The 26,361-nt window shown below is 69.5% G+C and carries 22 protein-coding genes; 6 read left to right on the top strand and 16 right to left on the bottom strand.

What is annotated here, in order from left to right; translation table 11 throughout:
• Position 1 precedes the first annotated feature (1 nt).
• Together ACYSM9_RS10635 and ACYSM9_RS10630 are read right to left on the bottom strand one after the other, a co-directional pair.
• Positions 2–2,581, bottom strand: a complete 2,580-nt coding sequence (locus ACYSM9_RS10635; protein ID WP_461856924.1) for an AMP-binding protein — start codon at positions 2,579–2,581, stop codon at positions 2–4.
• A 75-nt stretch (positions 2,582–2,656) separates the two neighbouring features.
• Complete coding sequence (locus ACYSM9_RS10630) at positions 2,657–4,888, bottom strand: S9 family peptidase (protein WP_461856923.1); 2,232 nt, start codon at positions 4,886–4,888, stop codon at positions 2,657–2,659.
• Between the two features lie 150 nt (positions 4,889–5,038).
• On the opposite strand from ACYSM9_RS10630, the gene ACYSM9_RS10625 reads away from it, so the two are divergent.
• The 4 genes from ACYSM9_RS10625 to ACYSM9_RS10610 all read left to right on the top strand — a co-directional run bounded on the left by ACYSM9_RS10625 (position 5,039) and on the right by ACYSM9_RS10610 (position 8,227).
• Positions 5,039–5,605: a hypothetical protein gene (locus tag ACYSM9_RS10625; protein WP_461856922.1), complete on the top strand. Its 567-nt coding sequence runs from the start codon at positions 5,039–5,041 to the stop codon at positions 5,603–5,605.
• A 40-nt stretch (positions 5,606–5,645) separates the two neighbouring features.
• On the top strand, positions 5,646–7,244 hold the full coding sequence (locus tag ACYSM9_RS10620; protein WP_461856921.1) for an FAD-dependent monooxygenase: 1,599 nt from the start codon (positions 5,646–5,648) through the stop codon (positions 7,242–7,244).
• Positions 7,245–7,392: 148 nt separating this feature from the next.
• The gene (locus tag ACYSM9_RS10615) at positions 7,393–7,581 is read left to right on the top strand and encodes a hypothetical protein (RefSeq protein WP_221386165.1); all 189 of its coding nucleotides are present in this window, start codon (positions 7,393–7,395) and stop codon (positions 7,579–7,581) included.
• Between the two features lie 223 nt (positions 7,582–7,804).
• The gene (locus ACYSM9_RS10610) at positions 7,805–8,227 is read left to right on the top strand and encodes an Hsp20/alpha crystallin family protein (RefSeq protein ID WP_461856920.1); all 423 of its coding nucleotides are present in this window, start codon (positions 7,805–7,807) and stop codon (positions 8,225–8,227) included.
• Positions 8,228–8,417: 190 nt separating this feature from the next.
• Here ACYSM9_RS10610 and ACYSM9_RS10605 read toward each other — a convergent pair whose 3' ends face one another.
• From ACYSM9_RS10605 to ACYSM9_RS10565, 9 genes are all read right to left on the bottom strand, one after another.
• Positions 8,418–9,314, bottom strand: coding sequence for an NAD(P)H-hydrate dehydratase (locus ACYSM9_RS10605; RefSeq protein ID WP_461856919.1), 897 nt, complete (start codon positions 9,312–9,314; stop codon positions 8,418–8,420).
• A 1-nt stretch (position 9,315) separates the two neighbouring features.
• Positions 9,316–10,125, bottom strand: coding sequence for a histidine phosphatase family protein (locus ACYSM9_RS10600; protein WP_461856918.1), 810 nt, complete (start codon positions 10,123–10,125; stop codon positions 9,316–9,318).
• Between the two features lie 83 nt (positions 10,126–10,208).
• Positions 10,209–11,882 (bottom strand): alkaline phosphatase D family protein, encoded by a 1,674-nt coding sequence (locus tag ACYSM9_RS10595; RefSeq protein ID WP_461856917.1) that lies wholly within the window; start codon positions 11,880–11,882, stop codon positions 10,209–10,211.
• Between the two features lie 171 nt (positions 11,883–12,053).
• Positions 12,054–13,196, bottom strand: a complete 1,143-nt coding sequence (locus ACYSM9_RS10590) for an LCP family protein (protein ID WP_461856916.1) — start codon at positions 13,194–13,196, stop codon at positions 12,054–12,056.
• Between the two features lie 30 nt (positions 13,197–13,226).
• Positions 13,227–14,378, bottom strand: coding sequence for an LCP family protein (locus ACYSM9_RS10585; protein ID WP_461856915.1), 1,152 nt, complete (start codon positions 14,376–14,378; stop codon positions 13,227–13,229).
• Between the two features lie 119 nt (positions 14,379–14,497).
• Positions 14,498–15,154, bottom strand: a complete 657-nt coding sequence (locus ACYSM9_RS10580; protein WP_461856914.1) for an arsenate reductase/protein-tyrosine-phosphatase family protein — start codon at positions 15,152–15,154, stop codon at positions 14,498–14,500.
• A 116-nt stretch (positions 15,155–15,270) separates the two neighbouring features.
• Positions 15,271–15,918: a DUF305 domain-containing protein gene (locus ACYSM9_RS10575; RefSeq protein ID WP_461856913.1), complete on the bottom strand. Its 648-nt coding sequence runs from the start codon at positions 15,916–15,918 to the stop codon at positions 15,271–15,273.
• 56 nt (positions 15,919–15,974) lie between these two features.
• Positions 15,975–16,418: a hypothetical protein gene (locus ACYSM9_RS10570; RefSeq protein WP_461856912.1), complete on the bottom strand. Its 444-nt coding sequence runs from the start codon at positions 16,416–16,418 to the stop codon at positions 15,975–15,977.
• 50 nt (positions 16,419–16,468) lie between these two features.
• Complete coding sequence (locus ACYSM9_RS10565; protein ID WP_461856911.1) at positions 16,469–18,619, bottom strand: heavy metal translocating P-type ATPase; 2,151 nt, start codon at positions 18,617–18,619, stop codon at positions 16,469–16,471.
• Positions 18,620–18,878: 259 nt separating this feature from the next.
• Here ACYSM9_RS10565 and ACYSM9_RS10560 point away from each other — a divergent pair, with 259 nt between their 5' ends.
• Positions 18,879–19,571 carry a PAS and ANTAR domain-containing protein gene (locus ACYSM9_RS10560; RefSeq protein ID WP_461856910.1) on the top strand — a complete coding sequence of 231 codons (693 nt, stop codon included), beginning with the start codon at positions 18,879–18,881 and terminating at the stop codon, positions 19,569–19,571.
• Positions 19,572–19,635: 64 nt separating this feature from the next.
• Positions 19,636–20,988 (top strand): Na+/H+ antiporter NhaA, encoded by a 1,353-nt coding sequence (gene nhaA, locus ACYSM9_RS10555; RefSeq protein ID WP_461856909.1) that lies wholly within the window; start codon positions 19,636–19,638, stop codon positions 20,986–20,988.
• Positions 20,989–21,019: 31 nt separating this feature from the next.
• On the opposite strand, the gene ACYSM9_RS10550 is transcribed toward nhaA, so the two are convergent.
• From ACYSM9_RS10550 to ACYSM9_RS10530, 5 genes are all read right to left on the bottom strand, one after another.
• Positions 21,020–21,247 carry a hypothetical protein gene (locus ACYSM9_RS10550; protein WP_461856908.1) on the bottom strand — a complete coding sequence of 76 codons (228 nt, stop codon included), beginning with the start codon at positions 21,245–21,247 and terminating at the stop codon, positions 21,020–21,022.
• A 105-nt stretch (positions 21,248–21,352) separates the two neighbouring features.
• Positions 21,353–22,510, bottom strand: coding sequence for an ABC transporter ATP-binding protein (locus ACYSM9_RS10545; protein ID WP_461856907.1), 1,158 nt, complete (start codon positions 22,508–22,510; stop codon positions 21,353–21,355).
• Positions 22,507–24,096, bottom strand: a complete 1,590-nt coding sequence (locus ACYSM9_RS10540) for an ABC transporter permease (RefSeq protein ID WP_461856906.1) — start codon at positions 24,094–24,096, stop codon at positions 22,507–22,509. Before ACYSM9_RS10540 ends, ACYSM9_RS10545 begins: the two co-directional genes overlap by 4 nt.
• 4 nt (positions 24,097–24,100) lie before the next feature.
• Positions 24,101–25,153, bottom strand: a complete 1,053-nt coding sequence (locus ACYSM9_RS10535; RefSeq protein ID WP_461856905.1) for an iron ABC transporter substrate-binding protein — start codon at positions 25,151–25,153, stop codon at positions 24,101–24,103.
• Positions 25,154–25,394: 241 nt separating this feature from the next.
• Positions 25,395–26,361: cytochrome c oxidase subunit I (locus ACYSM9_RS10530; protein ID WP_461856904.1), on the bottom strand; the 967-nt coding region annotated here is incomplete at its 5' end.

Raw genomic sequence — 26,361 nt, 5'->3', positions numbered from 1 at the left:
TTCAACGCACGACGGCGGCAGGACGCCGTCGAACGCCAAGGCGGGCGCGGTACCGGCGCACCGCTGCCGTGGCTTTGGTACAGGCGGCCCAGTACGCGATCCCTGCCGCCAGCGACCCGCCCACCGCCAGGGGCAGGCCTACATCGGCCAGCGGGGGATACACCAGCCAGTGCACCAGGTAGATGTGCATCGACGCGCTGGCCAGCAGCACCGTCGGGCGGCTCAGCACCCGCGGCACGGGGAGGGCCGGGAGCCAGGTGAGCAGCAGGATGCCGGCGATCACGGTCAGGTCCCGGTGGGGATTCTCGAAGAAACCCGGGACGGTGAGCAGCGCCAGCGTCGAGACCAGGCAGCGCTGTGCGACGTTGCGTGCGCGCGCTACCGCCCAGCCGAGTGCGAACAGCCAGAATGCGGGCACGGTGTGCGGTACGTCGATATCCACCAGTTCGAACCGTGTCAGCAGTCCGGCGCCGAACAGTGCCAGGGGGTAGAGGAACGGGAACCGGCGTTCACCCCGGTGCAGCCACGGTATGGCGAGCAGGGCCGTCATCGCGAGGAGGATGTAGACGATGACCTCGATGAACCAGAAATGCCACTGGGTTGTCACCTGCTCCGAACCGAGCATGGCGTTGAGCAGCACGATGTTCAGCGGGCTGTAGCGGTCGGTGGCCAGGTAGGCGGCGGCGATGAACACCATGCTGGGCACCACGATCCGTGCCACGCTGGTGAGCTGGCGGCGCAGGCGCGCGACCCTCCCGCCGGCCAGCTGGAACCGGGCGAAGTTGAAGCCCGCGGCCGCGATCAGCACGTGCGCCATGCCCTGCCACTCGAACAGGCCGATGTGGGTGCTGACGATGAAGACGATGCCCACCGCGCGCAGGAGGATGCTGGTGTCCACGGGCGCGAGGAGCCGGTTCAGGAGGGGCCGCTTCCCGGGCATCGGGTCCGGAACGGCCTGCGGCTTCGGTTCCAGGTCCTGGACGGCCGTGACGTGCCAGTCCGGCGGCAGATGGCCCAGCACCTGCTCGAGCCGTACCGAGGCCGCCACGTAGGAGAGGGAGTCGCCGCCGAGCGACACGAAGGTGTCCGTGCCGGCGATGTCCGTCCGCTCCAGGGTGTCCTCGAAGACTCGGCGGACAGTATCCGGCCCCGCCGGGACGGCGGAGGGCCCGGTACCGGAAGGGGTACCGCCGGCGTCGGACAGTGCCGCGACGGCGGGGTAGTCGATCTTGCCTGTCGCCAGGCGCGGCAGCTCGTCCACCGCATGGAGGCCGACGGCGGCGCGCGGCACGCCAAGGCCCTGCGCCAGCACCTTGGCCAGCAGGTCGGTGTCGTGGCCGCCTTCCACGGCGACGACGATGCCCCGGTCGGTGCCGGTGCTCGCGGCCCTGACGCCCATGTCCGCCAGGAGGCGCTCCACCTGGCCGAGGTCGACCCGGAGCCCCACGATCTTCACGAACCGGCTGCGCCGGCCGAGCAGTTCGTAGAGGCCCGCGCCATTCACCCGGGCAAGGTCGCCGGTGCGCAGTTCCGTCACGGTGCGGCCGAGGGCCAGGTCCGCGGGGGTCTCGGCGTAGCCCAGCATGACGTTCGGCCCGGTGTACACCAGTTCGCCCTGCGCCGGCTCGCCGTCGTCCAGGCCGTCCACGGGGTCGATGCGGAAGGCCCCGCCGGGAACCGGGACGCCGATGGCGCCGGGGTGCGCGGCGGCCAGGTCCGGCGGCAGGTACGCCATCCGCGCCGTGGCTTCCGTCTGCCCGTACATGACGACCAGGTCCCAGCCCTTTCGGCGCCCCAGGCCCGCGAAATGCCTGACCCGGCCGGGTTCGAGCCGCCCGCCGGCCTGGGTGACGTAGCGCAGGTCCGGCAGTTCCATCCCGGCGAACCCTACGCGTTCGAGCAGCTCGAAGGTGTAGGGCACGGCCGCGAAGGAGGTGGCCCCGTGGCGCCGGAACAGCTCCCAGAAGCACGGGTCCACCACGGACAGCCCGGTGAGGATCAGGCTGGCGCCGCGCAGCAGGTGGCTGTTGATCACCGAGAGGCCGTAGCAGTAGGACATGGGCAAGGTGGTGGCGGCGCGGTCTGCGGCGGTAATGCCGAGGTAGGTGGCAATTGACTCGGCGTTGGCCTGCAGGTTCCCGTGGGAGAGCCGCACCAGCTTGGGCGACCCCGTGGAACCGGACGTGCTCAGCAGCAGGGCCAGGTCCGGATGCAGGTCGTGCCGGGTCCCGGGGCGGCGTTCGTCCAGCCGGAGCGTCCCGTTGGCCGGCTGCAGGACCACGTCGGGGTCGTAGGCGGCCACGAGCGATGCCAAGGCGGCGGGCTTGTCCTCCGGCAACAGGATCAGCGGGTGTCCGCCGGCCAGTGCGGCAAGGTAGGCCACCAGGGAATCGACGTCGTTGGACGCCGCCAGCGCGACCAGCCGGCGTTCGGTGCCCAGCCTGCCGGCGAGGTCTCCAACGCGCCCGGCAAGCTCGCGGTAGGTCAGCGTAAGCCCGTCGGCGTGGATGGCAGGGCTGTCCCCATACCCGGCAAGGCCGGTAATGAACGGGGCCCGCGCATGGTCAAGCTGCGTGGTCATCCGACGATGTTATTAGTTAAGCCTTACCTAACAAAATGCGGCGTCATAGGAAAGACACTGGAGAAATACCCAGCCCTATCCGGCAGCCGCCCCCTTGAGGCCCGCCCCGGGAAGGAGCTCGGTGGCGCCCAGCGAATCGGCGATGAACGCGTAATCCCAGGCCCGCTCCCGCCATTGCACGTACCGGCCGGACGCGCCGCCGTGCCCGCCGTCCATCTCGATCTTCATGACAATCGGTTCGGTGCCCGTGGTCTTGTTCCGCAGCTCCTGCACCCACTTGGCCGGCTCCACGTACAGGACGCGGGTGTCGTTGAAGGACGTCACGGCGGCGATCTTCGGGTAGGCGACCTCCCGCACGTTCTCGTAGGGGGAGTAGGACTTCATGTAGGCGTAGGCCGCCGGGTCGGTGATCGGGTTGCCCCATTCCTCCCACTCCAGCGCCGACAGCGGCAGGTCCGGATCGAGGATGCTGGTCAGGGGGTCCACAAACGGCACCTGCGCCACGATGGCCGCGTACTTCTCCGGCGCCATGTTGGCCACCGCGCCCATCAGCAGGCCGCCCGCGGAGCCGCCCAAGGCGGCGATCCGGGCCGGGTCAACCCAGCCCGAGCCCGCCAGCCAGTCGGTGGCGTCAATGAAATCCGTGAAGGTGTTCTTCTTCGTGAGCTTCTTGCCGTCCTCGTACCAGTGCCGGCCCAGTTCGCCGCCGCCGCGGATGTGCGCGATCACGAACACGATGCCCCGGTCCAGCAGCGAGAGCCTGGCGATGCCGAACCCGGGATCCATGCTCATCTCGTAGGAGCCGTACCCGTAGACCAGCCCGGCCGCCGTCGCGTCCCGTTGCACGGCCTTGTGGCGCAGCACCGAAAGGGGAATGCGGGTGCCGTCGCCCGCCGTCGCCCATTCGCGGGTGGCAACGTAGTCGCTGCCGTCGTAGCCGCCCAGCACGGGACTTTCCTTGCGCAGCAGCAGTTCGCCGGCCGGGTGCTCCGCGGTGGGCAGCACGAAATCGTAGATGCGCGACGGCGTGAAGTAGGACGTGTAGCCGAGCCGGATGACCGGCGCGTCATAGTCCGCGCCGCCCACGCCGGCCGTGTAAAGCTCTTCGTCGAAGGCCGGCTCCACGGGTGCCTCCTGCGCCGGCGTGCCCAGCCCGGCCAGGCCCATCACCTGCACCCGTTCGATCGTGTCCTTGCGGATGGAGACAATCAGGTGCGTGGCGGTGACGCCCGCGCCGTTGACGCGGACGTCGTCGGAATGTTCGACGACGGTCTGCCAGGCCTGCGCGGCCAGCGGCTTCTCCAGCTCGGCCGGGTCCGCCAGGGAGACCATGGAGTTGATGGCGCCGCGGTTGTGCGTGAGCAGGATGCGTTCCTGCCCGTCGAGCAGGAAGGGCTCGGCCTCGTAGAGCACCCGCTCGTTGCGCGAGATGACCGTGGTCACGGCCTGGGCGGGGTCGTCGAAGCGCAGCAGACGGGTCTCGCTGTACTCCGAGCAGCCGATGCCCAGCACCAGGTGCCGCCGGTCCGCCGAGAGTTCGAAGCCCAGCCACATGGCGGCGTCGTCTTCCTTGTAGATCACCACGTCCTCGGCCACGGGCGTGCCCAGCACGTGCGCTTTGACCTGGTACGGCCGCCAGGAGTCGTCCACCACGGTGTAGAAGATCCGGCTGCCGTCGGGCGAGAACGCAACCCCGTAGAAGATGTTCTCGATGACGTCCGGCAGCAGTTCCCCGGTGCGCAGGTCCTTGATCCGGAGGGTGAAGCGTTCGTCGCCGGAGTTGTCCACGGCGTAGGCGTAGAGGTGGCCGTCGATGGTCACGGCCGTGCCGCCCACCGAAAAGAAGGGCTTGCCCTCGGCTTCGACGTTGCCGTCCAGCAGGACTTCCTCGCCGGGGATTTCGACGCCGGCCTCCACCGCGGGCGGGGTCCAGTCGGCCACCTTGTCGCCCGTGTCCTCCGCCTTGACCCGGCAGTGGATGCCGTACTCCTTGCCCTCGGCCGAGCGGCTGAAGTACCACCACCCGTCCTTGCGGTGCGGGACGGACAGGTCGGTTTCCTGGGTGCGGCCCTTGATCTCCTGGAAGATCGCCTCGCGCAATGGTTCCTGGTGCGCGGTGACGGCCTCCTGGTAGGAATTTTCGGCCCGCAGATGCTCAATGACCTCGGTGGATTCCTTGTCCCGGAGCCATTCGTAGTTGTCCACGTACGTCTCCCCGTGGTGGGTGCGTTCGGTGGGGATCCGCTTGGCAACCGGAGGTGCCGGGATCGCGGTGTTGGCAGCGTCCTGCAGGGGAGTGGAGGTCATGGATTCAATATATAGACCGGCCCTGGCAAGCAGGCGGGACGTTCGCTGACGGGGGAGAACGTGGCCTCAAAAAGGGCCAAAGACTCTGGGGCCCTGCCGCCGGTCGCGGCAGGCTGGAGAAGAGTCGCAGGGGGGCAGGAAGGAGATGCCATGTCACCCGAACCAGGTCCGGCGCCCAGGGCCAGGGCATGGCGGGCGGTTGCCCGCTGCGTGGGAACCAGCACTGCCATGCTGGCCCGCGGCCAGGTGCACCTGCCGAAGGGGCGCGTGGGTATGGTGCTGCGCTTCGCGGACGGGAGCACGTCGCGTGTCTACCGGGAGACCGCCGTCCGCCGTCAACCGCCCGGCGAGCCCTGTGTCCTGGTTGTGTCGTTCCGGCTCCGGCTGGTGCGCGGCCGGGCCCACCGGCTGTTCGAGGCCGAAAGCATCCTGAACACTCCGCTGTTCGTCGGCTTCCCCGGGTTCGTCTCCAAGCTGTGGTGCGCCCACGACACGTTCGGCGCGTACCGCGGCCTCTACGAGTGGGACGGCGCGCAGCGCGCGGGCGATTACGCCGCCGCACTGTGGCGTGTCCTTGAACTGGTCAGCGTTCCCGGGTCCATCAGCTACAAGGTGCTGCCCGGATTGCGCCGCGACGAGGTCCTCGCAAACCCGGCCACCATGGAAGGTGCGGAGGAAACCGGCCACGCCTGGTGGCGGCTCCTCAGCCCTGCGTAACGGCGCTGCTCAACGGGGCATGGCGGCCGGGGAAGAACCGATGGCAGACACGGACGTCCTGGTGGTCGGCGCCGGGCCGGCGGGACTCACCACAGCGCTGCAGGCCCATGCGCACGGAGCCTCGGTCCGCGTGGTGGACCGTCGGCCGGAGCGGTTCCGCCCCTCCCGGGCCATGATGCTGCACGCCCGGGCACTGGAGGGCCTGCGCCCGCTGGGCGTCACCGGTGCGCTGCTGGCCCGCGCCGACACTGGGCCGGAGGCGCGCCTCCACCTCGGCCGGCGCGTCGTCCAGGCCCGGCTGGGCCACGCCGACCTGCCGGACACCGCCTTTCCGCACCTGACCCTGGTCCGGCAGGCCGACGTCGAAGACGTTCTCTGGCAGGAACTGCAGGCCCGGGGGATCCCCGTGGACTGGGGTGTGGAGTTCCGCGGCCTTGAACGACCGGAAACCGGCGGCCTCACCGCCACCCTTCATGGGCACGGGCAGGAGCAGTTCCGCTGCCATTTCCTGGCTGGCTGCGACGGGCAGTCCAGCACCGTCCGCACGGTCCTCGGGGCCCCGTGGCGGGGCGGGCCCTACCCGGTTCAAGCCGTGTTGGCGGACCTGGAGCTCGACGGCGGCCTGGACCCCGGCGTGCTGCACGCCGCCGTCGGCCGTTCCGGACTGGCGTTCCTGTTCGCGCTCGGGGAGGGGGCCACGTGGCGCCTGCTGGCCACCCGCCCCGCCGAACCGGCGCCGGACGCACGCTTCGGCCAGCTGGGCCCGCCCGTCCCCGCCGCGGAGGTGGCCCGGCTGCTGGCCGGGTCCGGCCTGGAAGCCACTGTCCGGGACGTGCGCTGGTCGGCGCAGGTCCCGCTCCAGCACCGCCTGGCCGGCACCTTCGGCGGCGGCCGCATCTTCCTCGCCGGGGATGCGGCGCACGCCCACTCACCCGCCGGGGGCCAGGGAATGAACAACGGCATCCTGGATGCCCTGAACCTCGGCTGGAAACTCGGGTTCGCCTCCACCGCCGGCAGGGCCGTTCCGGAACTGCTCGGGTCCTACGGGCAGGAGCGGCAGCTGGCGGCGCGGCGGGTGCTTGCCCTGACCCATCTCATCTTCTTCTTCGAGGCCTCGCCGCATCCGGCCGCGCGCCTGGTCCGTGGCCTGCTGCCGTCCTCGGCTCCGCTGCTGCCGGTGCTGCTCCGCCGCCGGCGCCTCACAGCCCTGGGGATCAGGCTGCTGGCGCAGCCGTTTGTGCGGTACCGGCACAGCCCCCTGTCCCTGGACGAGACGCCGCGCAGTGTCCGGTGGCCGCGGCCCGGCGACCGCCTGCCGGATGCACCGGCCAGTGTGGCGGAACGCTCCGTCCAGCTGCACGAGCTGACCGCGGTGCCCGGGGTCCACGTCCTGCTGGAGCGCGACGCCGTCCCTGGCGCCCTGGGTGCCGACCTTGCCGACCTTGCCGACCTGCCCGACCTCGCCGGGCCGGTGGCGGCCGGACGCGGCCCTCTCGTCCACATCCACCGGCTCACCAGCCACCCGGGCCGGGGCCTCGTGGCGGTCCGGCCGGACGGGTACGTGGGCTTCCGCTGCGCGGAGGCGGATCCGGTGCAGCTGCGCGCCTGGCTGCGGCTGGTGGGCGCGGTCCGGGACTGACAGCCGTGATGCTCTATCACTTTTGGCCCCCAAACCGCCGCCTTAACGACCAAAGCTGATAGGGCAACGGGAGGGTAGTTGCCGGACGGCGGCAGGCGTATCCTGTTTCCTTCAAGGCACATCCGCCCAGCGTGAGAGGGGAAGTTGCATGACCATCCCGCCAGTGCACGAACCTGAGCCGTTCCCGCCCGAACCCGGCCCCGAACCCACATCACCGGATCCCACCCAGCCGGGACCGCCGTCGCCGAATCCGTTCCCCGCCCCGCAGCCGCCCGGGCCGTTGCCCATCCCGGATCCCGGGCCCGCGCCGCTCCGGCCGGACCCCACCCGCGACTGACGTACGGCCCGCGGTAACACTGGAAGAAGGGGCTTTCCGCGCCTGCGGCAGCGGTGCGGGGAGCCCCTTTTCCGTGCCCTGCGCAGCCCTGAAAAAGTTCCAAAAATCCGGTCCGCAACCCCTTGAAGACCTCTTTCTCCGGTGCTAAAAAATCTATATCAGCCAATACAGATCAGGCTGAGTGGGAAACCATGTTGGACCATCTCTTACGAGGAGGGAAGCCATGTTGATGCGAACCGATCCGTTCCGCGAGTTGGACAGGCTGGCCCAGCAGGTCCTCGGCACGGCGGCACGTCCGGCGGCCATGCCGATGGATGCGTGGCGTGAGGACCACGACTTTGTCGTCGCCTTCGATTTGCCCGGCGTCGCTGTGGACTCGGTGGATCTGGACATCGAACGGAACGTGCTGACGGTGCGCGCGGAGCGCCCGGACCCCGTCGGCAAGGACACCGAACTCATCGCCTCCGAGCGGCCGCGCGGCGTCTTCAGCCGCCAGCTGATCCTCGGCGACACACTGGATACCGAGCACGTGAAGGCCAGCTACGACGCAGGCGTCCTGACGTTGCGGATCCCCGTCGCCGAAAAGGCGAAGCCGCGCAGGATCGAGATTGAAACGAAGGGGGCCAAGCAGGAAATCGCCGCATAGTTCCTGGAAAGAATCGGGAAGCGGGTAGATCTGTTGACTGCCTTTTTGGGGCGGATCGCCATTCTGTGCACGCCACAGCGCCAGACAGCGCATCGGCAGCGAGGGCCTGAGCTTCCCGACCCGGTGGCCCCCGGCTTCGGCCGGGGGCCATCCCTGTCCCAGGCCATCCCTGTCTCAGGCCATCCTTGTGTCAGGAGCCGAGCTCGAGCATCAGGGCCGGCAGTTCGTCGGAGAGCTCCCTTGCCAGGAATCCCAGCGGTCCCAGCCTGCTGGCCAGGCGGTCCGCTGCCGCCGCGTGCAGGTGGGTTCCCCAGCAGGCGGCCTGCGCGTTGGATGTGCCGCGGGCCCGGATCCCGGCGATGGCGCCCGCCAGGACGTCGCCGCTGCCGGACGTCCCCAGGCCGCCGTAGCCGGTGGTGATCTTCCACAGGTCGGATTCCTCGGGCGCAGCCCCCGGAGGCCGGGCGATCAGCCCCTGGCAGCTGACCACCGCGTCATAGCGGCGGGCGATGGCTGCCACATCCGCTTCGAGGTCACCCGGGTCACGGCCCAGCAGGATCCCCGCCTCGGTGGGGTTGGGGGTGAGGATCAGGCGGCCGCGCCACGGGTCCAGCCGGTCCTCCAGCCCCGGGAGTGCGCCCAGGGCGTAGGCATCAAGCACGACGGCGGGACCTCCCGGGCGGGCGCCTTCCCTTTCCTCCCGCGTGAGCAGTTCCCGCAGCAGCCCGCCGGCCAGGTCCAGGTCATCCAGCCCGGGCCCCACCAGGATGGTGTCCGCCTGGTCCAGGTAGGAATCGATCCGGTCCAGCTCCGGCTTGACCGAACCCTCCGCGGTTTCCGGCAGGCCCAGCGCCCCGCACTCGGGCAGCGCCACACCCACCTGGACGGCGACCGATTCCGCCACCGCCAGGGTCAGCTTCCCGGCCCCCGCGCGGAGGGCGGCCGCGCCCGCCAGCATGGCAGCGCCGGGCGTGGCTCGGGCACCACCCACCACCAGCACCGACCCGCGCGAGTACTTGTCCTCGCCGGGCGCCGGAAGCGGCCATTCGCGCAGGAGCGACGGCGTCACCAGCGTGGCGGCGGCCATGTCATCCTTGCGGCTGGACACGGGTATCCCCGGCATGCTCGGTCACGGTGACGCCGAACTCGGTCAGGTGGTCCGCCACATTGAAGCTCTCCAGCGTCCAGGGGCCGGCGCCGGACGGGCGGACAAACCGGGTCAGGGAGGCGTTCAGGATGGCCTCCCTGGCCGCCAGGTCCAGCAGCTCCTGCTCGCTGAGGCCCTCCAGGACGTACCGGAACAGCATGATCACGGCGTCGTGGCACACCAGCAGGACCCGGTGGCCCATGCCCAGGCTGTTCAGCTCGGCCAGCACGGACCGCAGCCGCAGGGCCACATCCGCCCACGATTCCCCGCCCGGCGGCCGGTAGTAGAACTTGCCCAGCCAGTCCCGACGCTCCGCTTCACCGGGGTACCGGTTTTCCACCCCCAGCCGGGTGAGCCGGTCCAGGATGCCCAGTTCACGGTCCCGGAGCCGCTCGTCGGTGCGCACCTTCAGCGGCCAGCCAGCGGTGTCCACGGCGATCTCCGCCGTCTGCCTGGCGCGGGCGTACGGGGAGGAGACGACGGCGTCCGGGCGGAACTCCTCCGCGATGCGGGCCAGCGCCTTGCCCAGCGCCGTGGCCTGTTCCTTGCCCGTGCCGGACAGGTCCACGTCGGCATCGCGGGCGGGAACCTCGATCACTTCCACGCCGGCATCGCGGGCCTCGGTGGCAGCCACGTTGCCTTCGCTCTCGCCATGGCGGACCAGGAGCAGCTCCACCGCCCCGGCCTCCTGGACCGCCCCGGTCAGGCCGTCCTCGTTGGAGGCTTTGCTGTTCGTGGAATTGCCGGTCAAAAAACCACCCCGTCGATTGCCGTGCCGAATGCAGGAACACTACCAGCGGTGTACCCAGCGGGCCGGCAAAAATAACGGCCGGGCTACCGTTCCGGGGTCAACACCTGGGAAAACACCGTGCCGCCGTTCGCGTTCCGGAGGCTGACGGTGAAACTGTTGTCTTCGCCCAGCTGGACGTGCCCGAAGAACTGGTTCTCGCCGTCGCGCGGGGATTCTCCGGCGAAACGGCCCGCCTTGGAGAACACCACCTCGGGGCCGAACGTGCCGTCCATGGCGTTGGGGCCGAAGGACCCGGCGGCGATGGGGCCTGCCACGAATTCCCAGAACGGGTTGAAGTCGGTGAAGGCGGCGCGCTCGGGGGAGTAGTGGTGCGCGGCGCAGTAGTGCACGTCGGCGGTGAGCCATACCGTGTTCTTCACGCCGTTGCGCTTGAAGGCGCTGAGCACCCCGGCGATCTCCAGCTCGCGGCCCAGCGGCGCCCCGGCCTCGCGGTTGGACAGGCTCTCCTGGTTGACGGGGCCGTCCGGGACCACAATGCCCAGTGGCAGGTCCGCGGCGATCACCTTCCACGTGGCCTTGGAGGCGGACACTTCCCGGATGAGCCAGTCCACCTGCTCCTGGCCCAGGATGTTCGTGGCGTAAGGTTCCTTGCCGTCCGTGTTGGGGGACTTGTAGGTGCGCATATCGAGGCAGAAGATATCCAGCTGGGGCCCGCGGGGGATCTTCCGGTAGATGCGGGCGGGCTGGTACTGGCCTGCGTCGTCGAATGTCCCTGGCCGCCACAGGGCCGAGCTGTCCGCGATGGGCATGTTCTCCTGCCACGCCTGCCGGCCGCGCGCGGCCAGGGTGTTGACGTCGCGGACGCTGTACCGGGGATCGTCCAGGATCTGGCCCGGGTACCAGTTGTTGTGGGTCTCGTGGTCGTCCCACTGGGCGATCACGGGCACGTCCGCGAACATGGCGCGCATGTTGGCATCCAGGGAGTTGTAGCGGTGCCGGCCGCGGTACTCGGTGAGCGTTTCGGCCACCTTGGACACTTCCTCCGTGACCAGGTTCCGCCACACCTGCCCGTCCTTTTCGGTGACGGTTTCGGCGATGGGGCCGTCGGCGTAGATGGTGTCCCCGGAGTGGATGAAGAAGTCCGGGCGGGTCTGGTGCATGGCCCGGTAGCCGCGCATGCCGCCGAGGTCCTCGTTGATGCCCCAGCCCTGGCCGGCGGTGTCGCCGGTCCACACGAAGCTTTGCGCGTACGACGCCGGGACGTCGCCGCCGTTGCTGGTGTCGCCGGTGCGGCCCTTGCCGTTGACCGCGCCGGCATCGGGGGCCGTGCGGAAGATGCCGCGGACCACCTCGCCGGCAGCACCGCCGTCGTCCTCGAAGCTGATCTCCAGCGCGAACCGGGTGTTGGCCGGCAGGTTCCCGGCGTGGATCTTGGCGGTGAAGTCGGACGCCTGGGTGGCCCGGGGCCCGCGGAGCACCCGCTCGAAGGCGCCGCGCCCACGCAGGATCCCGCCGCCGTCGTCCACGGCCCGCAGCACCGCCGTCATCCTGCCCGCGCCCGACGCACGCGACCACAGGACGGCGGAGTCGGAGGTGACGTCGCCGGTGGCGATGCCGCTGGGCAGGGTCAGGCGGTTGCGGACCAGTGCCACGGGTGCTGTCTGTGCCTGGGCGGCGGCGGGGACGGATGCCAGCGCTGCGGCCAGGACGGAGCCTCTGACGAGGGTGCGGCGGGAAACGGGGGAGTTGAGGGTCATGCCCTCAGGTTTCCGCGGCCGGGCACACGGATTCTGTCCGGAAGGTGAACCTGGGGCGAGCCGGTATTGAACATGAGCAGATCTGCGCACCGAAACCCAGGCTCAGTGCGCACGGGCAGTCCCTGCGCAGTGAGCACGGCTCGCCAGCGCAGGCCGGCACGGCCGGGGCCGCTACGGCACCGCGAAGTCCGCGATCCTGCCGTCCCGCAGCGCTGCGCCCACCGCCGCAATGCCGCCGTAATCGGGGAAGACCACCGACTGGCCGGCCGCCATGCCCGTCCCCGCGGTGGGCAGTGTCATGGTGCCGATCGCGTTCACATCCAGGTTGCGCAGGCTGTAGGCGAGGATGGCGGCCTGGACGGGGTCGAAGCCCTTGTCCACGGTGAGGCAGCAGGACGCGAAGTCCACCAGGGACCGGACCGCGTTCACGTCGGTGAGGGCGCCGCTGCTGGTGAACCGGGCCAGGACGGCGCGGACCATGGTGCGCTGGTTCACCACCCGCTGGTAGTCCCCGTCGGTGAAGGCGTGGCGTTCCCGGCTGAACTCCAGGGCCGCCTGCCCGTCCAGATGGTTCACGCCCTGCGTGAAGTAGTGTTCGGTTTCGATGGTGGATTGGAATTCGAACGGCACATTCACGTCGATGCCGCCCAGGCCGTCCACCATGGCCTTGAACCCGCCGAAGTCCAGCATCAGCGTGTGGTCGATGGTGATGCCCAGCAGCTGCTGCACCGTCTGGGTGGTCAGGTCGATGCCGCCGTACTCGAGCGCCGCGTTGATCTTGGAGCCGCCGACGCCGGGGACGTCCACCCAGAGGTCGCGCATGATCGAGATGATGTAGAGGGTGTGGCGGTCGGCGGGAACGTGGACCACCATCAACGCATCCGAGCGCTGGTCCGCGGACTCGCCCGTGGCTGCGGTGTGGGCCGCGGCATCGCGCGCCGGTGTGCCGCGGATGTCGCTGCCGATGATCAGGATGTTCATCGGCGCTGCCGGCAGGTCGGGGATGGGCGCCGGCGGTGGCGGCGCTGCCGGTGCCGGCGGCGGGGTCTCGGAGGGGGTGGGCGTGGCTGTTTCAGTGGGCGACGGCGTCATTGTCTGGGTCTGCGTTGCCGCAGGCTGCGCCTGTTGGCCCGCACGGTTCAGGCTGAAGACGGCGATCCCGGCAGCCGCGACCAGGGCCAGGGCCAGCAGCGCGGCGATCCAGCGGCGCCGGCCCAGGGCAACGATCCATGCCGGCCGGTGATGCTCTGCGGGCGTGCCCGGGTTGGCCGGGCCGCCGGGGCCGGATGGATCAGGACCGCCTGGGATGCTCATGACGCCTCCACCTCATCGTGTTAGGTGCGATCAGTGTCCGTCCGGCAACCCCTTGCTGGCTACATACGTTTCCAAACTGTCACCTGCGAGCGCCTGGCCGATGTCCCTGATCGCCGCGTAGTTCGGCAGGACGATCGACTGGCCGTCGGCGGACGTGCCCACGCCCAGCGTGGGGAGGGTGAACATTTGAATGTCCCCGGCCCGCACGTTGCGCAGGTCCACGGCCAGTCCCGCCAGGGCCGCCGCGTTGAGCCCGCTGTCCACGCTGATGAACGGTGCGATGGCGCTGACCACGTTGTGCACCTTCACCGGATTGAGGAGGGTTTCCGGGCTGAGGTTCTTGGCGAACAGCGCCTTCAGGAAGGCCTGCTGGTTCCGCACCCGCTGGTAGTCGCCGTCGGCGAAGGCATAACGCTCGCGGACGAACTCGAGGGCGTGCCTGCCGTCCAGGACCTTGGGCCCCTGCTTGAAATTGAACCCGTCATGCGCGGAGACAAAGGGCTGCTTGATGGTGACTTCCACCCCGCCCAGGGCGTCGGTGAGGCCAACGAAGCCTTCGAAGTCGACCATGGCCACGTGGTCGATGCGCTGGTTGAACATCGATTCCACGGTCTGCACCATCAGCGGCACGCCGCCGTAGGCGAGCGCGGCGTTGATCTTGGCGCGGCCGTTCCCGGGAATGTCCACCCACAGGTCGCGCATGAGGGAGATCGCGTAGATCCCGGAGCGGTCCGCGGGGATGTGCACCAGCATGAGGGTGTCGGCGCGCTGGTTGGAGCTGCCGCCGGCTACCGCCTCATCCACCGTTGCACCGCGGCTGTCGCTGCCCATCACCAGGATGTTCAGGGCGCCGGCCGCCGGCTTGGCTGCCTCCTCCGCCGCGGTTCCGGCGGCGGGCACGCTGCCCGGAGCGTCCGGCGCTCCTCCCGCCGCGTCACCTGCCGCCGGCTGGGAGCCGGGCTGCGGGCGGCTGGATTCGGGCGGGAACGGGTTTTCGATGATTTTGGCCTGCGAGTCGAAGGCCTGCCCCAGGCTATAGAGGTAGGAGCCGGCTATGGCGGCCACCAGGACCACGACGCCGGCGAGCACCAGCAGGGTGGTCCGCAGGGGGTGCCGACGGCGCGTGGTTGGCTCTGGTGCGCGGCCGGCGTGGGTGCGGGGAGGGTTCAGCTGGATGCCCATTTCGGAAAATTAGCATCGGCGGAAAAGCCTTACATCGGGGGAACCCACAGAAAACCCGCAGTGTGGTCCGCAGTGTTAGCCGCCCGTATCGCCGGAAACCTGCGGACCGCACAGGCCGGTTACGGCGAAGTGGACGCGTTCCGGCGACCCGGGGCGTTGAGCCGGGCGTGCCGGAGGACGGACACGATCGCCGGGGCCAGCTGGTCCTCCATCTGCCGGTAGACCTCCGGGGCCCGCCGGTACGGGTCCACGATGTCGTTGTCGGCCGGATCCGTGGGCAGCGCCAGGTGGCGTACCCCGGCGGCCCGGGCCGGCAAGCCCCGCCAGAACGCGGCGTTGGCAGCCAGCCGGCCGCCGTCGTCGGACGCGTCCTGTGCGGTGGCGGGCCCACCCTGGCCCCGCTCGTCCAGGACGTCGAGCATGCGGGCGAACTCGCGGATGGTGAAGGTGCGCTTCAGCAGGGAGGCATCGAGCTGCAGCACCTCGCCGCGGTGGCCTGCGGTCATGGTGAGGACCAGGTCCACGTCCCGCAGGATCTTCGGGGTGAGCTGCCGCGCCGCAAAGCCTTCCGGGTCCCCGCCGAAGGTCCGCACGATGTCCGCCGAGAGGGGTTGCATCGGCTCGCCCACGAGCGCCCGGGTGCCGGCGCTGGCCACCTCGAAGCCGCCGGGCACCGCCTGGTTGAGCCCTGCCTGCAGCAGCCGCTCGGCCACGGGGGACCGGCAGATGTTGCCGGTGCAGACGGTCAGGATTCTTACTGGTGCGGATGTTTCCAAGGGAGGTTGTCTCTTTCCAGCCGGTGCCCCGGGCCGTCCGGCCCGTGTCTTTCAACTTAACACGGAGCCCTCCCGCCTTGGTGGCGGAAGGTGGGAGGGCCCGCGTGATGGACGGGTCAGAGGGCTGCCAGCAGCTGCTTCATCTGTGTGATTTCCGCCTGCTGGGCGTCCACGATCGCGTGGCTGAGCTGGAGCGCGCCGGGGAACTTCCCGGCGCTGATTTCCTGCTGGGCCATGTCGATGGCGCCTTCGTGGTGGCCGATCATCTGCTCCAGGAACAGGCGCTGGGCGTCCGTGCCCGTGGCTGCCCTGAGCTTGTCGATTCCGGCATCGTCCACCATGCCGGACATGCCGTGCCCGGAATGGTCGCTCATCATGGTGGGCACGTTCCAGTCCTGGAGCCAGCCCGTCATCTGCTCGATCTCCGGCGCCTGGGCGTCCTTGATCTTCGTGGCAAGCGCGGTGATTTCGGCGGGCATGTCCGGCTTGGCCAGGATGATGCCACTCATCTCCACGGCCTGGGCGTGGTGCGGGATCATCATCTGGGCGAACATGATGTCGGCCTGGTTGTGGTCCGCGCCGGTGCTGGCCATCATGCTGGAGCCTGGCGACGCGCCGGGGCTGGGCATCGTGCCCGGCATGGGACCGGAGCTGCCGTGGTCCATCGGCATGGAGTTGCCGGAGCTTGGGCCCGGGGCGCAGCCGGCCAGGCCGAGCGAGGCCGCCAGGGCAGCAGCAATGGACAGGGTCTTAATCGTGTTCATGGTTGTCCTTCAGGGAGGTTAATCGGAACTGGGCCTGGGTGTGGGCGCAGTCCGGTTTACGTCCGGCTGATGGACAACTCGCAGGGCGTGGGGCTGGGCGGCCGGTAGCCATGGACGGGCGTCCGTGTGCCGGCGACGGGCGGTGCCGGCAGGGCGGCCGGCCCTGCCTCCGGCGGGTAGAGCGTGACGGGGTTGCCGGGTGCGGTGGGTACGCAGGGCGCCCCCGATTCATGCACGCCGGGGCATGTATCGCCGCATGTGGCGGCGGCGGGTTCCGGAGCGTCAGCAGCGGGCGCCGCGTGCCCGGCATGGCCAGCACCGGCAGAATGCGCGACGGCGGTGTGCCCGGCCCCGTGCGTGGCGTTTGAAACCGAAGCATGTGACGCGTGGCCGGCCGTCAGGACGTGCATGCCCAGGATCCCGGCGGTCAGGGCAAGGGTGGCCGCCAGCAGCCAGGCTGCACGGAGCAGGGGCGCCAGGGCGCGGGCAAGCCCGGTCATGGCGGTCCTTCCGTCCTTGTCGCGGCCTGGGTGGCGGGGCATCACGGTTTCTAACGTACCTCGGCCGGGTTCAGTTTCAGGCGCCGCAGGAGCTGGGCGTTCAGGGCCACCACGATCGTGGACGCGGACATCAGCACCGCTCCGGCGGCGGGCGAGAGCACCACGCCGGCGAAGGCCAGGACGCCCGCGGCGAGCGGCACGGAGAGGATGTTGTATCCGGTGGCCCAGACCAGGTTCTGCCACATCTTGCGGTAGCTGGCACGGGAGAGGTCCACCATGGAGAGCACGGCCCGCGGATCGTTGCCGGCCAGCACCACGCCGGCGGACTCCATGGCCACGTCCGTGCCGGCGCCGATGGCGATGCCCACCTCGGCGCGGGCGAGTGCGGGGGAGTCGTTGACGCCGTCGCCCACCATGGCCACCTTCAGGCCCCGGGCCTGCAGTTCCGCCACCTTCTTGTCCTTGTCTGCGGGCAGCACCTCGGCGAACACCTCGTCCATGCCCAGGTCCGCCGCCACCGCCTGCGCCACCTGGCGCGCGTCGCCGGTGACCATGGCCACCTTGACCCCGCGGCTCTGCAGCGCTGTGACGGCCTGCCGGGACTCCGGCCGCACCGAATCCTCCAGGCTGACGGCACCCAGGACGCGGCCGCCGTCGAGCACGTGCAGCACTGCCGCCCCGCGGCCCATCCAGCCGCGCGTGGCGGTGGCAACGGCGGGGGGCTCGACGGCGCCCAGCTCGCGAAGGAGCGCCGGCCCGCCCACGTGCAGCGTGCGTCCGTCCACGCTGGCCTGCACGCCCCGGCCGGTGAGGGAGGTGAAGTCCGCGGCGGCGGGCATGTCCAGGTTGCGGCTGCGGGCGGCCCGGACGATGGCCCGGGCCACGGGGTGCTCGCTGTCGGATTCGACGGCGGCGGCCAGGGCCAGCAGCCGGTCCGGGTCCCCGCCGTCGGCCACGGCCACGTCCATGAGCTCGGGGGCGCCGGTGGTCAGCGTGCCGGTCTTGTCGAACAGGACAACGTCGATGGTGCGCATCCGCTCCAGCGCCATCCGGTTCTTGATCAGCACGCCGGCGCGGGCGGCCTGCTCGGTGGAGATGGCGATGACCAGCGGGATGGCCAGCCCAAGGGCGTGCGGGCAGGCGATCACCAGCACCGTGACGGTGCGGGTGACGGCCTCGGGGATGCTGCCCATCAGCGTCCAGGCGATGAACGTCAGGACACCGGCGCCGGCGGCGAAGTAGAACAGGAACGCCGCGGCACGGTCCGCCAGCGCCTGCGCCCGGGAGGAGGACTCCTGCGCTTCGGCCACCAGCCGCTGGATGCCGGCCAGCGCGGTGTCGTCGCCCACGGCGGTGACCCGCACCCGGACGCTGCTGTCGGTGGCGACGGTTCCGGCCACCACGGCGTCGCCGGGGCCGCGCGGCACGGTCTTGGATTCGCCGGTGATCATGGATTCGTCGAACTCGGCCTGGCCCTGGGCCACGGTGCCGTCCGCCGGCATCCGGGCTCCGGAACGGACCAGGACCAGGTCGCCGGGGTTCAGTTCGGAGACGGGCACGGTTTCGGTCCCGCTGTCCGTGATGCGCTCGGCCTCATCAGGAAGCAGGGCGGCCAGGGCGTCCAGGGCGCCCTGCGCCGAGCCCAGGGCCCGCATTTCGATCCAGTGGCCCAGCAGCATGATGGCCACCAGCAGCGCGAGCTCCCACCAGAAGTCGAGGTCGAAGCCGCCGATGCCCAGGCTGGTGACCCAGGACGCGGCGAAGGCCACGGTGATGGCCATCCCGATCAGCAGCATCATGCCCGGTGTGCGGTCCCTGAGCTCCTGCAGGCCGCCCTTGAGGAACGGCTGGCCCCCATAGAGGAAGATCACGGTGCCCAGGACGGGCGGGATCCAGGCGGCGCCGGGGAATTCCGGCGCCATGTAGCCGAGGAGGTGGCCCACCATCGGGCTGAAGTACACCACCGGTACGGACAGCGCCAGCGTCAGCCAGAACCTGTTCTTGAACATGGCGGTGCTGTGCCCGGCGTGCTGGCCATGGGTGTGGACGGTGTGGTCATCGTCGGGATGGCCGCCGTGCCGGTGGTCTCCGCCATGCATGGCATGTGCGTCGGCGGAGGCCGGCGGTTCGGTCAGCGTCTGCCTGTCGGCGTGGTCATGGTCAGGCATGCCATGCTGGTGCATGCCGTGCTGGTCCTGCATCGTCAGTTCCATTCCTTGAAGAGGATCAATGGGTGCTGGGGTTGAACGGCTGTGAAGGCGGTGCGGGGCACCAGCCGGGACATACCACTTCACTGACAACACCGCCAATATACCCCCTAGGGGTATATGCGTCAAGGGTGGGGCTACCGCGTTTTCGGGACTCCCGCCCCTACCTTCGCCGGCCGGACGCGCCCATACTTGAAGGAGCGCGCACGGTGCGGGCCCGCTGGGGGCCGGTATTTGCACGGGAGGTGGACCTGTGGCGGAGCTGAGCGATCTCTACACGTATTCAAGCGCCCTGGACGGCGATGAGTGTGACGCGGGCGCCTTCCGTATCGAACTCGGCGGCGGCAAAGTCCACTGGTCCGATGGCATGTTCCGCCTGCACGGGTACCAGCGCGGCGAGGTTGTGCCCAGCCTGGACCTCATCTTCGCCCACAAGCACCCCGAGGACCGGGCCCGCTGCGAGGGGATCGTGCGCCAGGTGGCGCAGACCGGCGGGTTCTTCTGCATGTACCACCGGATCGTCGATGCCAGGGGGCGCACCCGGCGGGTTATCACCTCAGGCGAAGCCATCCTGGCCCCCGACGGGACGGTTGTCGTCGAGGGCGTGGCCGTGGACCTGACCCGCACCCTGCAGCGCGAGACCGAAAAGACCGCGCGGGATGCCGTGGCCGGTGCCACCTCCACCCGGACCATGATCGACCAGGCCCGCGGGATCCTCATGGGCCAGCTGAAGCTGGGCTCGGACGAGGCCTTCCAGATGCTGGTCAGCACCAGCAGCCACCGGAACGTCAAGCTGGTGGTGGTGGCTGCGGAACTGGTGCAGCTGGCCAACTCCGCCGGGTCGCGCACCTACCTGGACCGGGCCGTCCGGGCCATCCAGCAGCACGGCCAGCCGGCCGGCGTGGCCGGGCACCGGGCGGGCCAGGGGCGTTTCACCGTAGGATAGGGGAAGGTGCGCCGGGAAGTCTGGTCGGCATTGCTTTGCCGAACCCGGATTTAAGGACGCCACCATGAACTCCACCCCGCCAACACCCAAGCGCAGCACGTTCCTGGGCTCCACCGTCTTCTCGCGCGGCAGCTACGCCGAGGCGCTGCGGATCGGGGAGATCCTCCGCAAGGAAACCGTGGGCGGCGCCCTCCTGGTCATCGCAGCGGTGGCCGCCCTCATCTGGGCCAATTCCCCGGCGTCGGAAAGCTACTTTGCCCTCCGCGACTTCACGGTGGGCTATGAGCCCTGGCACCTGGAACTCAGCCTGGGCGCCTGGGCAGCGGACGGGCTGCTGGCGATCTTCTTCTTCCTCGTGGGGCTGGAACTCAAACGCGAATTCGTGGCAGGGGACCTGCGGCAGATCAGCAAGTCGATCGTGCCGGTTGCGGCAGCCGTGGGAGGCGTGGCGGTCCCGGCGGTGATCTACGCCGTAGTGAACGCCACCAGCCCGGAAACGCTCCGCGGCTGGGCCATCCCTACCGCCACCGACATTGCGTTCGCCGTCGCCGTCCTGGCCATCATCGGATCGCACCTGCCCAGCGCGCTGCGGATCTTCCTGCTGACCCTGGCCGTGGTGGACGACCTGATCGCCATCACCATCATCGCGTTCTTCTACTCCACCGACATCCAGGTGGGACCGCTGCTGCTGGCGCTTGTTCCGCTGGCCGTCTACACCTTCCTGGCGCAGAAGTTCCGGCGCTTCTTTGGCCGGCACGCCGCCGCGGCATGGCTGATCCTGCTCCCGCTCGGCGCCGTGGCCTGGGCGCTGGTCCATGCATCCGGCATCCACGCCACCGTGGCCGGTGTCCTGCTCGGCTTCGCCGTTCCCGTGATCCGTTCGCAGGCATCCGGCGGGCCTGAGTCCGGCCCCGGGCTGGCCGAGATCTTCGAGCACAGGTTCCGGCCCATTTCGGCGGGCGTGGCGGTTCCCATCTTCGCGTTCTTCTCAGCCGGCGTGGCCGTTGGCGGGTGGGACGGCCTGGTCTCAGCGCTGGCAGATCCCGTGGCGCTGGGCATCATCCTGGGCCTGGTGCTGGGCAAGCCGATCGGCATCATGGGCACCACCTGGGTGCTGACCAAAGCCACCAGGGCCAGCCTGGACAGCTCGTTCAAATGGATCGACGTGTTTGGCGTCGCCCTGCTGGCCGGCATCGGGTTCACGGTGTCACTGCTCGTGGCCGAGCTCAGCTTCGGCCACGGCAGCCTGCACGACGACCACGCGAAGGTGGGCATCCTGGCGGCATCGCTGATCGCCGCGCTGCTGGCGACGACGGTGTTGCGGACCCGGAACCGGCAGTACCGGCTGGCCGAGGAACTGGAAAAGGTCGACGCCGACCACGACGGCATCCCGGACGTTTACCAGGGCCGCGCATAGCCGTCCCCGGCAACCCCCGGCGTACGGCGGGTCAGGCGGTGGCCAGCGGCGGCGTGGCGGCGTCCTGCACGTGGCGGATCTCCAGGGCCTCCGGGTCCAGCAGCTTCCGCGTGCCGGTCCGGGCGTCCAGGATCCAGAACAGTTCAAGGTGCGGCACGACGTCGGTCACCCGGCCGCGGTGGAAGAGCTTGCCCCGGTGCCACGCTTCGATCTGGTCCCCGATGCGAAGCTGGGCGGTCAGTATTCCTTGTGCCTCCATAATGGGCTGCCTCCTGCTGTTGTATCCCCGTATGCACAGCTTGCCGTGGACAGGTTGCCGGAGTGTTTCCGCGTGGTGAGTTTTCTGTGTCGGCGGCGGGGGTGCTCAGCCCTCGACGGGGAACGCCACGCCCTCGCCCACCACGCGCAGGCACAGTTCCATTCCGGGCCGGGCGATGGAGGCGTTCCAGTGCCGGATGGTGATGATTTCTCCGCCGCCGGGGTACCGGTGGTCGGCGTGCTCGGCCACTTCCTTGGGCACGTTCAGCTTGATCCGCACCGTGGTTTCGGGGCCGAAGTAGTCGGTGTCCACCACCACGCCGCGGATGTGTCCCTCCTCGGCGATGCGGATCTGTTCGGGCCGCAGCATCAGCTGTACCCGGCCCTGTGCCGGGGGCCGGCGGACGGGGATACCGCCCAGCGAGCAGGTGGCCAGGGAGCCTTCAAGCCAGGCGTCGAGGATGACGGCGTCGCCCAGGAATTCGGCGGTGGCCCGGTCCGCGGGGCGGGTGTACACCACGAACGGGTTCCCGATCTGGGCCAGCCTGCCGCCGCGCATCACGGCCACCTGGTCGGCGAAGGAGAGGGCCTCCGCCTGGTCATGCGTGACCAGGATGGTGGTGACGCCCGCCTCGGCCAGGACCTTCGCCACCGCCCGGCGGGTGGCCACGCGCAGCCCGGCGTCCAGGGCGGAGAACGGTTCGTCCAGCAGCATCAGTTCCGGTTCGCGTGCCAGCGCCCGGGCCAGGGCCACGCGCTGCTGCTGGCCGCCGGAGAGCTGGTGCGGGCGGCGCTTGGCCATCGATGCGTCCAGCGAGACCATCTCGAGCAGCTCGGCCACCCGCGCTGCGACGGCACGGCGGCCGCCGTCGAGCCTGGCCGGGTTCAGGCCGAAGGCAACGTTCTGGCCCACCGTGAGGTGCGGGAAGAGGGCGCCATCCTGGGCGACGTAGCCGATCTGGCGCTTGTGCGCCGGAAGCCATGCCCCGTCACCGGCCACGAGGGTTCCGTTCAGCGAAATGGTTCCGCTGTCCGGGTGTTCGAACCCGGCGATCAGGCGCAGGAGGGTGGTCTTGCCGGAGCCGGACGGGCCCACGATGGCGGTAGTGCCGCCCTTGGCCACGGACAGGTTGACGCCCTTCAGGACCGCCTGGGGCCCGAAATTCTTGGTGACGTCCGTGATCTGCAGGTGGCTGTTGGTGGTTGCCGCCACGGAGGGGGAGACCCGCGGCTCGGGCAGCCTGCGCGTGGATGGTGCTGTCACTGTCCGGCTACTTTCTTGGACTGTTGGAAGAGGAGGTAGGTCATGGGGGCCGAGAGCAGGATCATCAGCAGCGCGTAGGGTGCGGCGCCCACGTAGTCAATCTCGCTGCTCTTGATCCAGAATTCGGTGGCCAGGGTCCTGGTGCCGTTGGGGGAGAGCAGCAAGGTGGCGGTGAGCTCGTTCGCGATGGCCAGGAACACCAGGGCCGCACCTCCGGCGGCGGCGGGGGCGGTGAGCCGCAGGGTGACCCGGATGAACGCCAGCAGCGGCGGCTTGCCCAGCGCCTGGGCGGCCTCGTCGAGTTCCTTGGGGGCTTGGGCCAGGCCGGCGCGCAGATTGACCAGGGCCCGGGGCAGGAACAACAGCACGTACGCGGCCACGAGGACCCCCGCCGTCTGGTAGATCCCGGGAACCACGCGGATGCTGACGGTGACGAACGCCAGGGCCACCACGATGCCGGGCATGGAACTGGTGACATAGTTGGACAGCTCCAGGGACTTGCTGAACCAGCCGGGACGCCGCACCGCGAGGTAGGCCATCGGGAAGGCCACCACGATGGTCGCTGCCGCGCCCGCGAGCCCGTACCAGAACGTGGCCAGGAGGGCGGGGAGGAACTCCGCGGACGTCCACGCATCCGCGCCGCCGGCCGCGGTCCAGCGCAGCACGTAGTACAGGGGAAGCCCGAACGCGAGGGCGGTCAGGGCCAGGAGGAAGAGCTGGGCGGGGACCTGGTAGGCGTGCAGCGGCAGCCGCAGCGCCCTGGCCTGGACGCCGGAACCGATCCGCGCGTACCGGGCGGTGCCGCGGCTGCGCACCTCGGCCATCAGCAGCAGGAGGCAGAAGAACACCAGCACGCTGGCCAGCATGTTGCCCGCCGCGCCGTTGAACGTGGACCGGTACTGGGTCATGATCGCGGTGGTGAAGGTATCGAACCGGATCATCGCGAAGGCGCCGTATTCGGCGAGCAGGTGCAGCCCCACCAGCAGCGCCCCGCCTGTCATCGCGATCCTCAGCTGGGGGAGCACCACCCGGAAGAACGACCGCCAGGCGCCCAGGCCCAGGGCCGCGGCGGACTGCTCGATCGCCGGGTCCAGCCGGCTGAGCGTGGCCGCCGCCGGGATGTAGACCAGCGGGAAGTAGGACAGCGTGGAGATGAGGATGCCGGAGCCCAGGCCGCCCAGCGACGGGATGGCCGAGACCCAGGCGTAGCTGTTGACGAACGCCGGGATGGCCAGCGGCGCGGCCAGCAGCACGGCCCAGATCCGGTGGCCGCGCAGTTTGGTCCGTTCCACCAGCCACGCCCCGGCCACGCCAAGCAGCAGGCACAGCGGGATGGTGGCTGCCATCAGCAGCAGGGTGTTCAGCAGCAGTTCGCCCACGCGCGGCCGGAGGATGAGCGCGACGGCGGTGTCCCACCCGGTTGCCGCCGTCATGTAGGCGACGTACCCCAGCGGGACGAGGGAGAACAGGGCGATCAGCACCGCCAGGATGGACACAGCGGAAACGCCGAAAGGCGGGCGGGGGCGCTTGCCCCGGCCCGCCGTCGTCGTGCCCTGCCTTGGCGGAGCCGATAGATCGGTGGTCACTGACTTAGAGGAGTCCTGCCTGCGTCATCAGGTCGCTGACCTTCTGGGAGTTGAGCTTGGCGGCGTCAACCTTGGGGGCCTGCAGGTCCTTGATGGGGACCAGCTTGTCGTTGGCGGGAACGTCCGAGCCGATGGCGTACTCGAAGGACGTTCCGTTCTTCAGGACCTCCTGGCCCTTCTTGCCGGTGATGAACTTCAGGAACTGCTGCGCGGCCGCTGCGTTCTTGGAGGATTTCAGCACGCCGCCGCCGGAGACGGACAGGAACGCGCCCGGGTCCTGGTTCTTGAAGTAGTACGGCGTGACGTTGCTGGAGTTCTCGCCGGTCTTGGCCTGGTCGCCGTAGTAGTAGTAGTGGTAGATCAGCGCGGCGTCGACTTCACCGGCGTTGACTGCCTTCATGGCGGTGCTGTTGCCCTTGTACGCCTTGGAGTTGTCCTTCATGGCCTTGAGCCATTCCTCGGTGGCGGCTTCGCCCTTGAGTTCCAGCAGCGCGGAGACGATGGCCTGGAAGTCGGCGCCGGTGGGGGAAGCGGCCCAGCGGCCCTTCCACTCCGGCTTGGCCAGGTCCAGCATGGACTTGGGCAGCTGGTCCTCGGTGAGCTTGGTCTTGTTGTACACCAGGACGGTGGAGCGGGCGGCGATGCCCGTCCACTTGCCGGTGGACGGCGAGAACTCGGACGGGACCTGGGCCAGGGTGTCCTTGTCCACGTCGGCGAACAGGCCGGCGTTCTCCACCTGGGTCATGGCGGGGGAGTTCTCGGTGAGGAACACGTCGGCGGGGGACGCCTGGCCTTCCTGGATGATCTGGTTGGACATCTCGGTGTCGTCACCCTGGCGGAGGGTCACCTTGATGCCGGTTTCGGCGGTGAAGGCGTCTACCCATTCCTTGGTGAGGCTCTCGTGCTGGGCGTTGTACACCGTGATCTCACCGGCGGAGGAGCCGCCGGACGCTGCAGAGGAGCTGCCGCCGGGGGTGCCGCCGCCGCAGGCGGTCAGGCCGAGTGCTGCGGAGGCGGCGAGTGCGATGCCGGCCAGCGCGCTGTTGCGGATCTTCATTGAGGCTGCTTTCGTGGGGAAAAGTCTGCGTGGACCACAGGTCCTGGGAGGCATCCCGGAAGGGTGCCCCTGTCAGGAAACTGTAGGGTAGGCAAACCTAAGCATAAAGCCGGAAAGCGCTTTAAGTGACGAGGTTCACATCAATTACGAAAACGTTGCGTGACGTAATTGCCGCGCTTGCAGCGGCGGGAACAGGACGACGGCGGCACCCGCGTGAGTGCCGCCGTCGAACCTTGCGTTGTTATTCGTTGGGGTTCGGGGACCGGACGTCCTTCTCGCCGATGTCCGCCGCGCCCAGGACGCCGGCGGCAGCCCCGTGGACCGGCGGATGTTCGCGGATGCTCAACTCGGGGTGGTGCAGGTCCAGGGCGGGACGTTCGGACCGGATCCTCGGAAGCGAGGTGAAATTGTGCCGCGGCGGCGGGCAGGACGTGGCCCACTCCAGGGAGGCGCCGAAGCCCCAGGGGTCGTCCACGGTAACCTTCCGGCCCGTGCGCCAGGTGATGTAGACGTTCCAGAGGAACGGGATCAGGGACGCGCCCAGCAGGTAGGACCCAATGGTGGAGAACTGGTTCATGCCCGTGAAGTTGTCCTCCGGCATGTAGTCCGCGTACCGGCGCGGCATGCCCAGGGCACCGAGCCAGTGCTGGATCAGGAACGTGGCATGGAAGCCCAGGAAGAGCATCCAGAAGTGGATCTTGCCGAGGCGCTCGTTGAGCATCTTGCCCGTGAACTTGGGCCACCAGAAGTAGAACCCGGCGAACATGGCGAACACCACCGTGCCGAACACCACGTAGTGGAAGTGCGCCACCACGAAGTAGGAGTCCGAGACGTGGAAGTCCATGGGCGGCGAGGCCAGGATGATCCCGGTCAGGCCGCCAAAGAGGAACGTGGCAAGGAAGCCCATGCTCCACAGCATCGGGGTTTCGAACGTCAGGGACCCGCCCCACATGGTGCCGATCCAGTTGAAGAACTTCACCCCCGTGGGGACCGCGATGAGCATGGTCATGAACGCAAAGAACGGCAGAAACACCGCGCCGGTGACGTACATGTGGTGCGCCCACACCGTCATGGACAGCGCGGCGATCGCGATGGTGGCGTACACCAGGCCCTTGTAGCCGAAGATCGGCTTGCGGCTGAACACCGGGAAGACCTCGGAGACGATGCCGAAGAACGGCAGCGCGATGATGTACACCTCGGGGTGGCCG

This window comes from Arthrobacter sp. C152 (assembly GCF_054890965.1).
The sequence above is the reverse complement of the archived record's forward strand: the minus strand, read 5'-3'. Positions and strand labels throughout refer to the sequence as shown.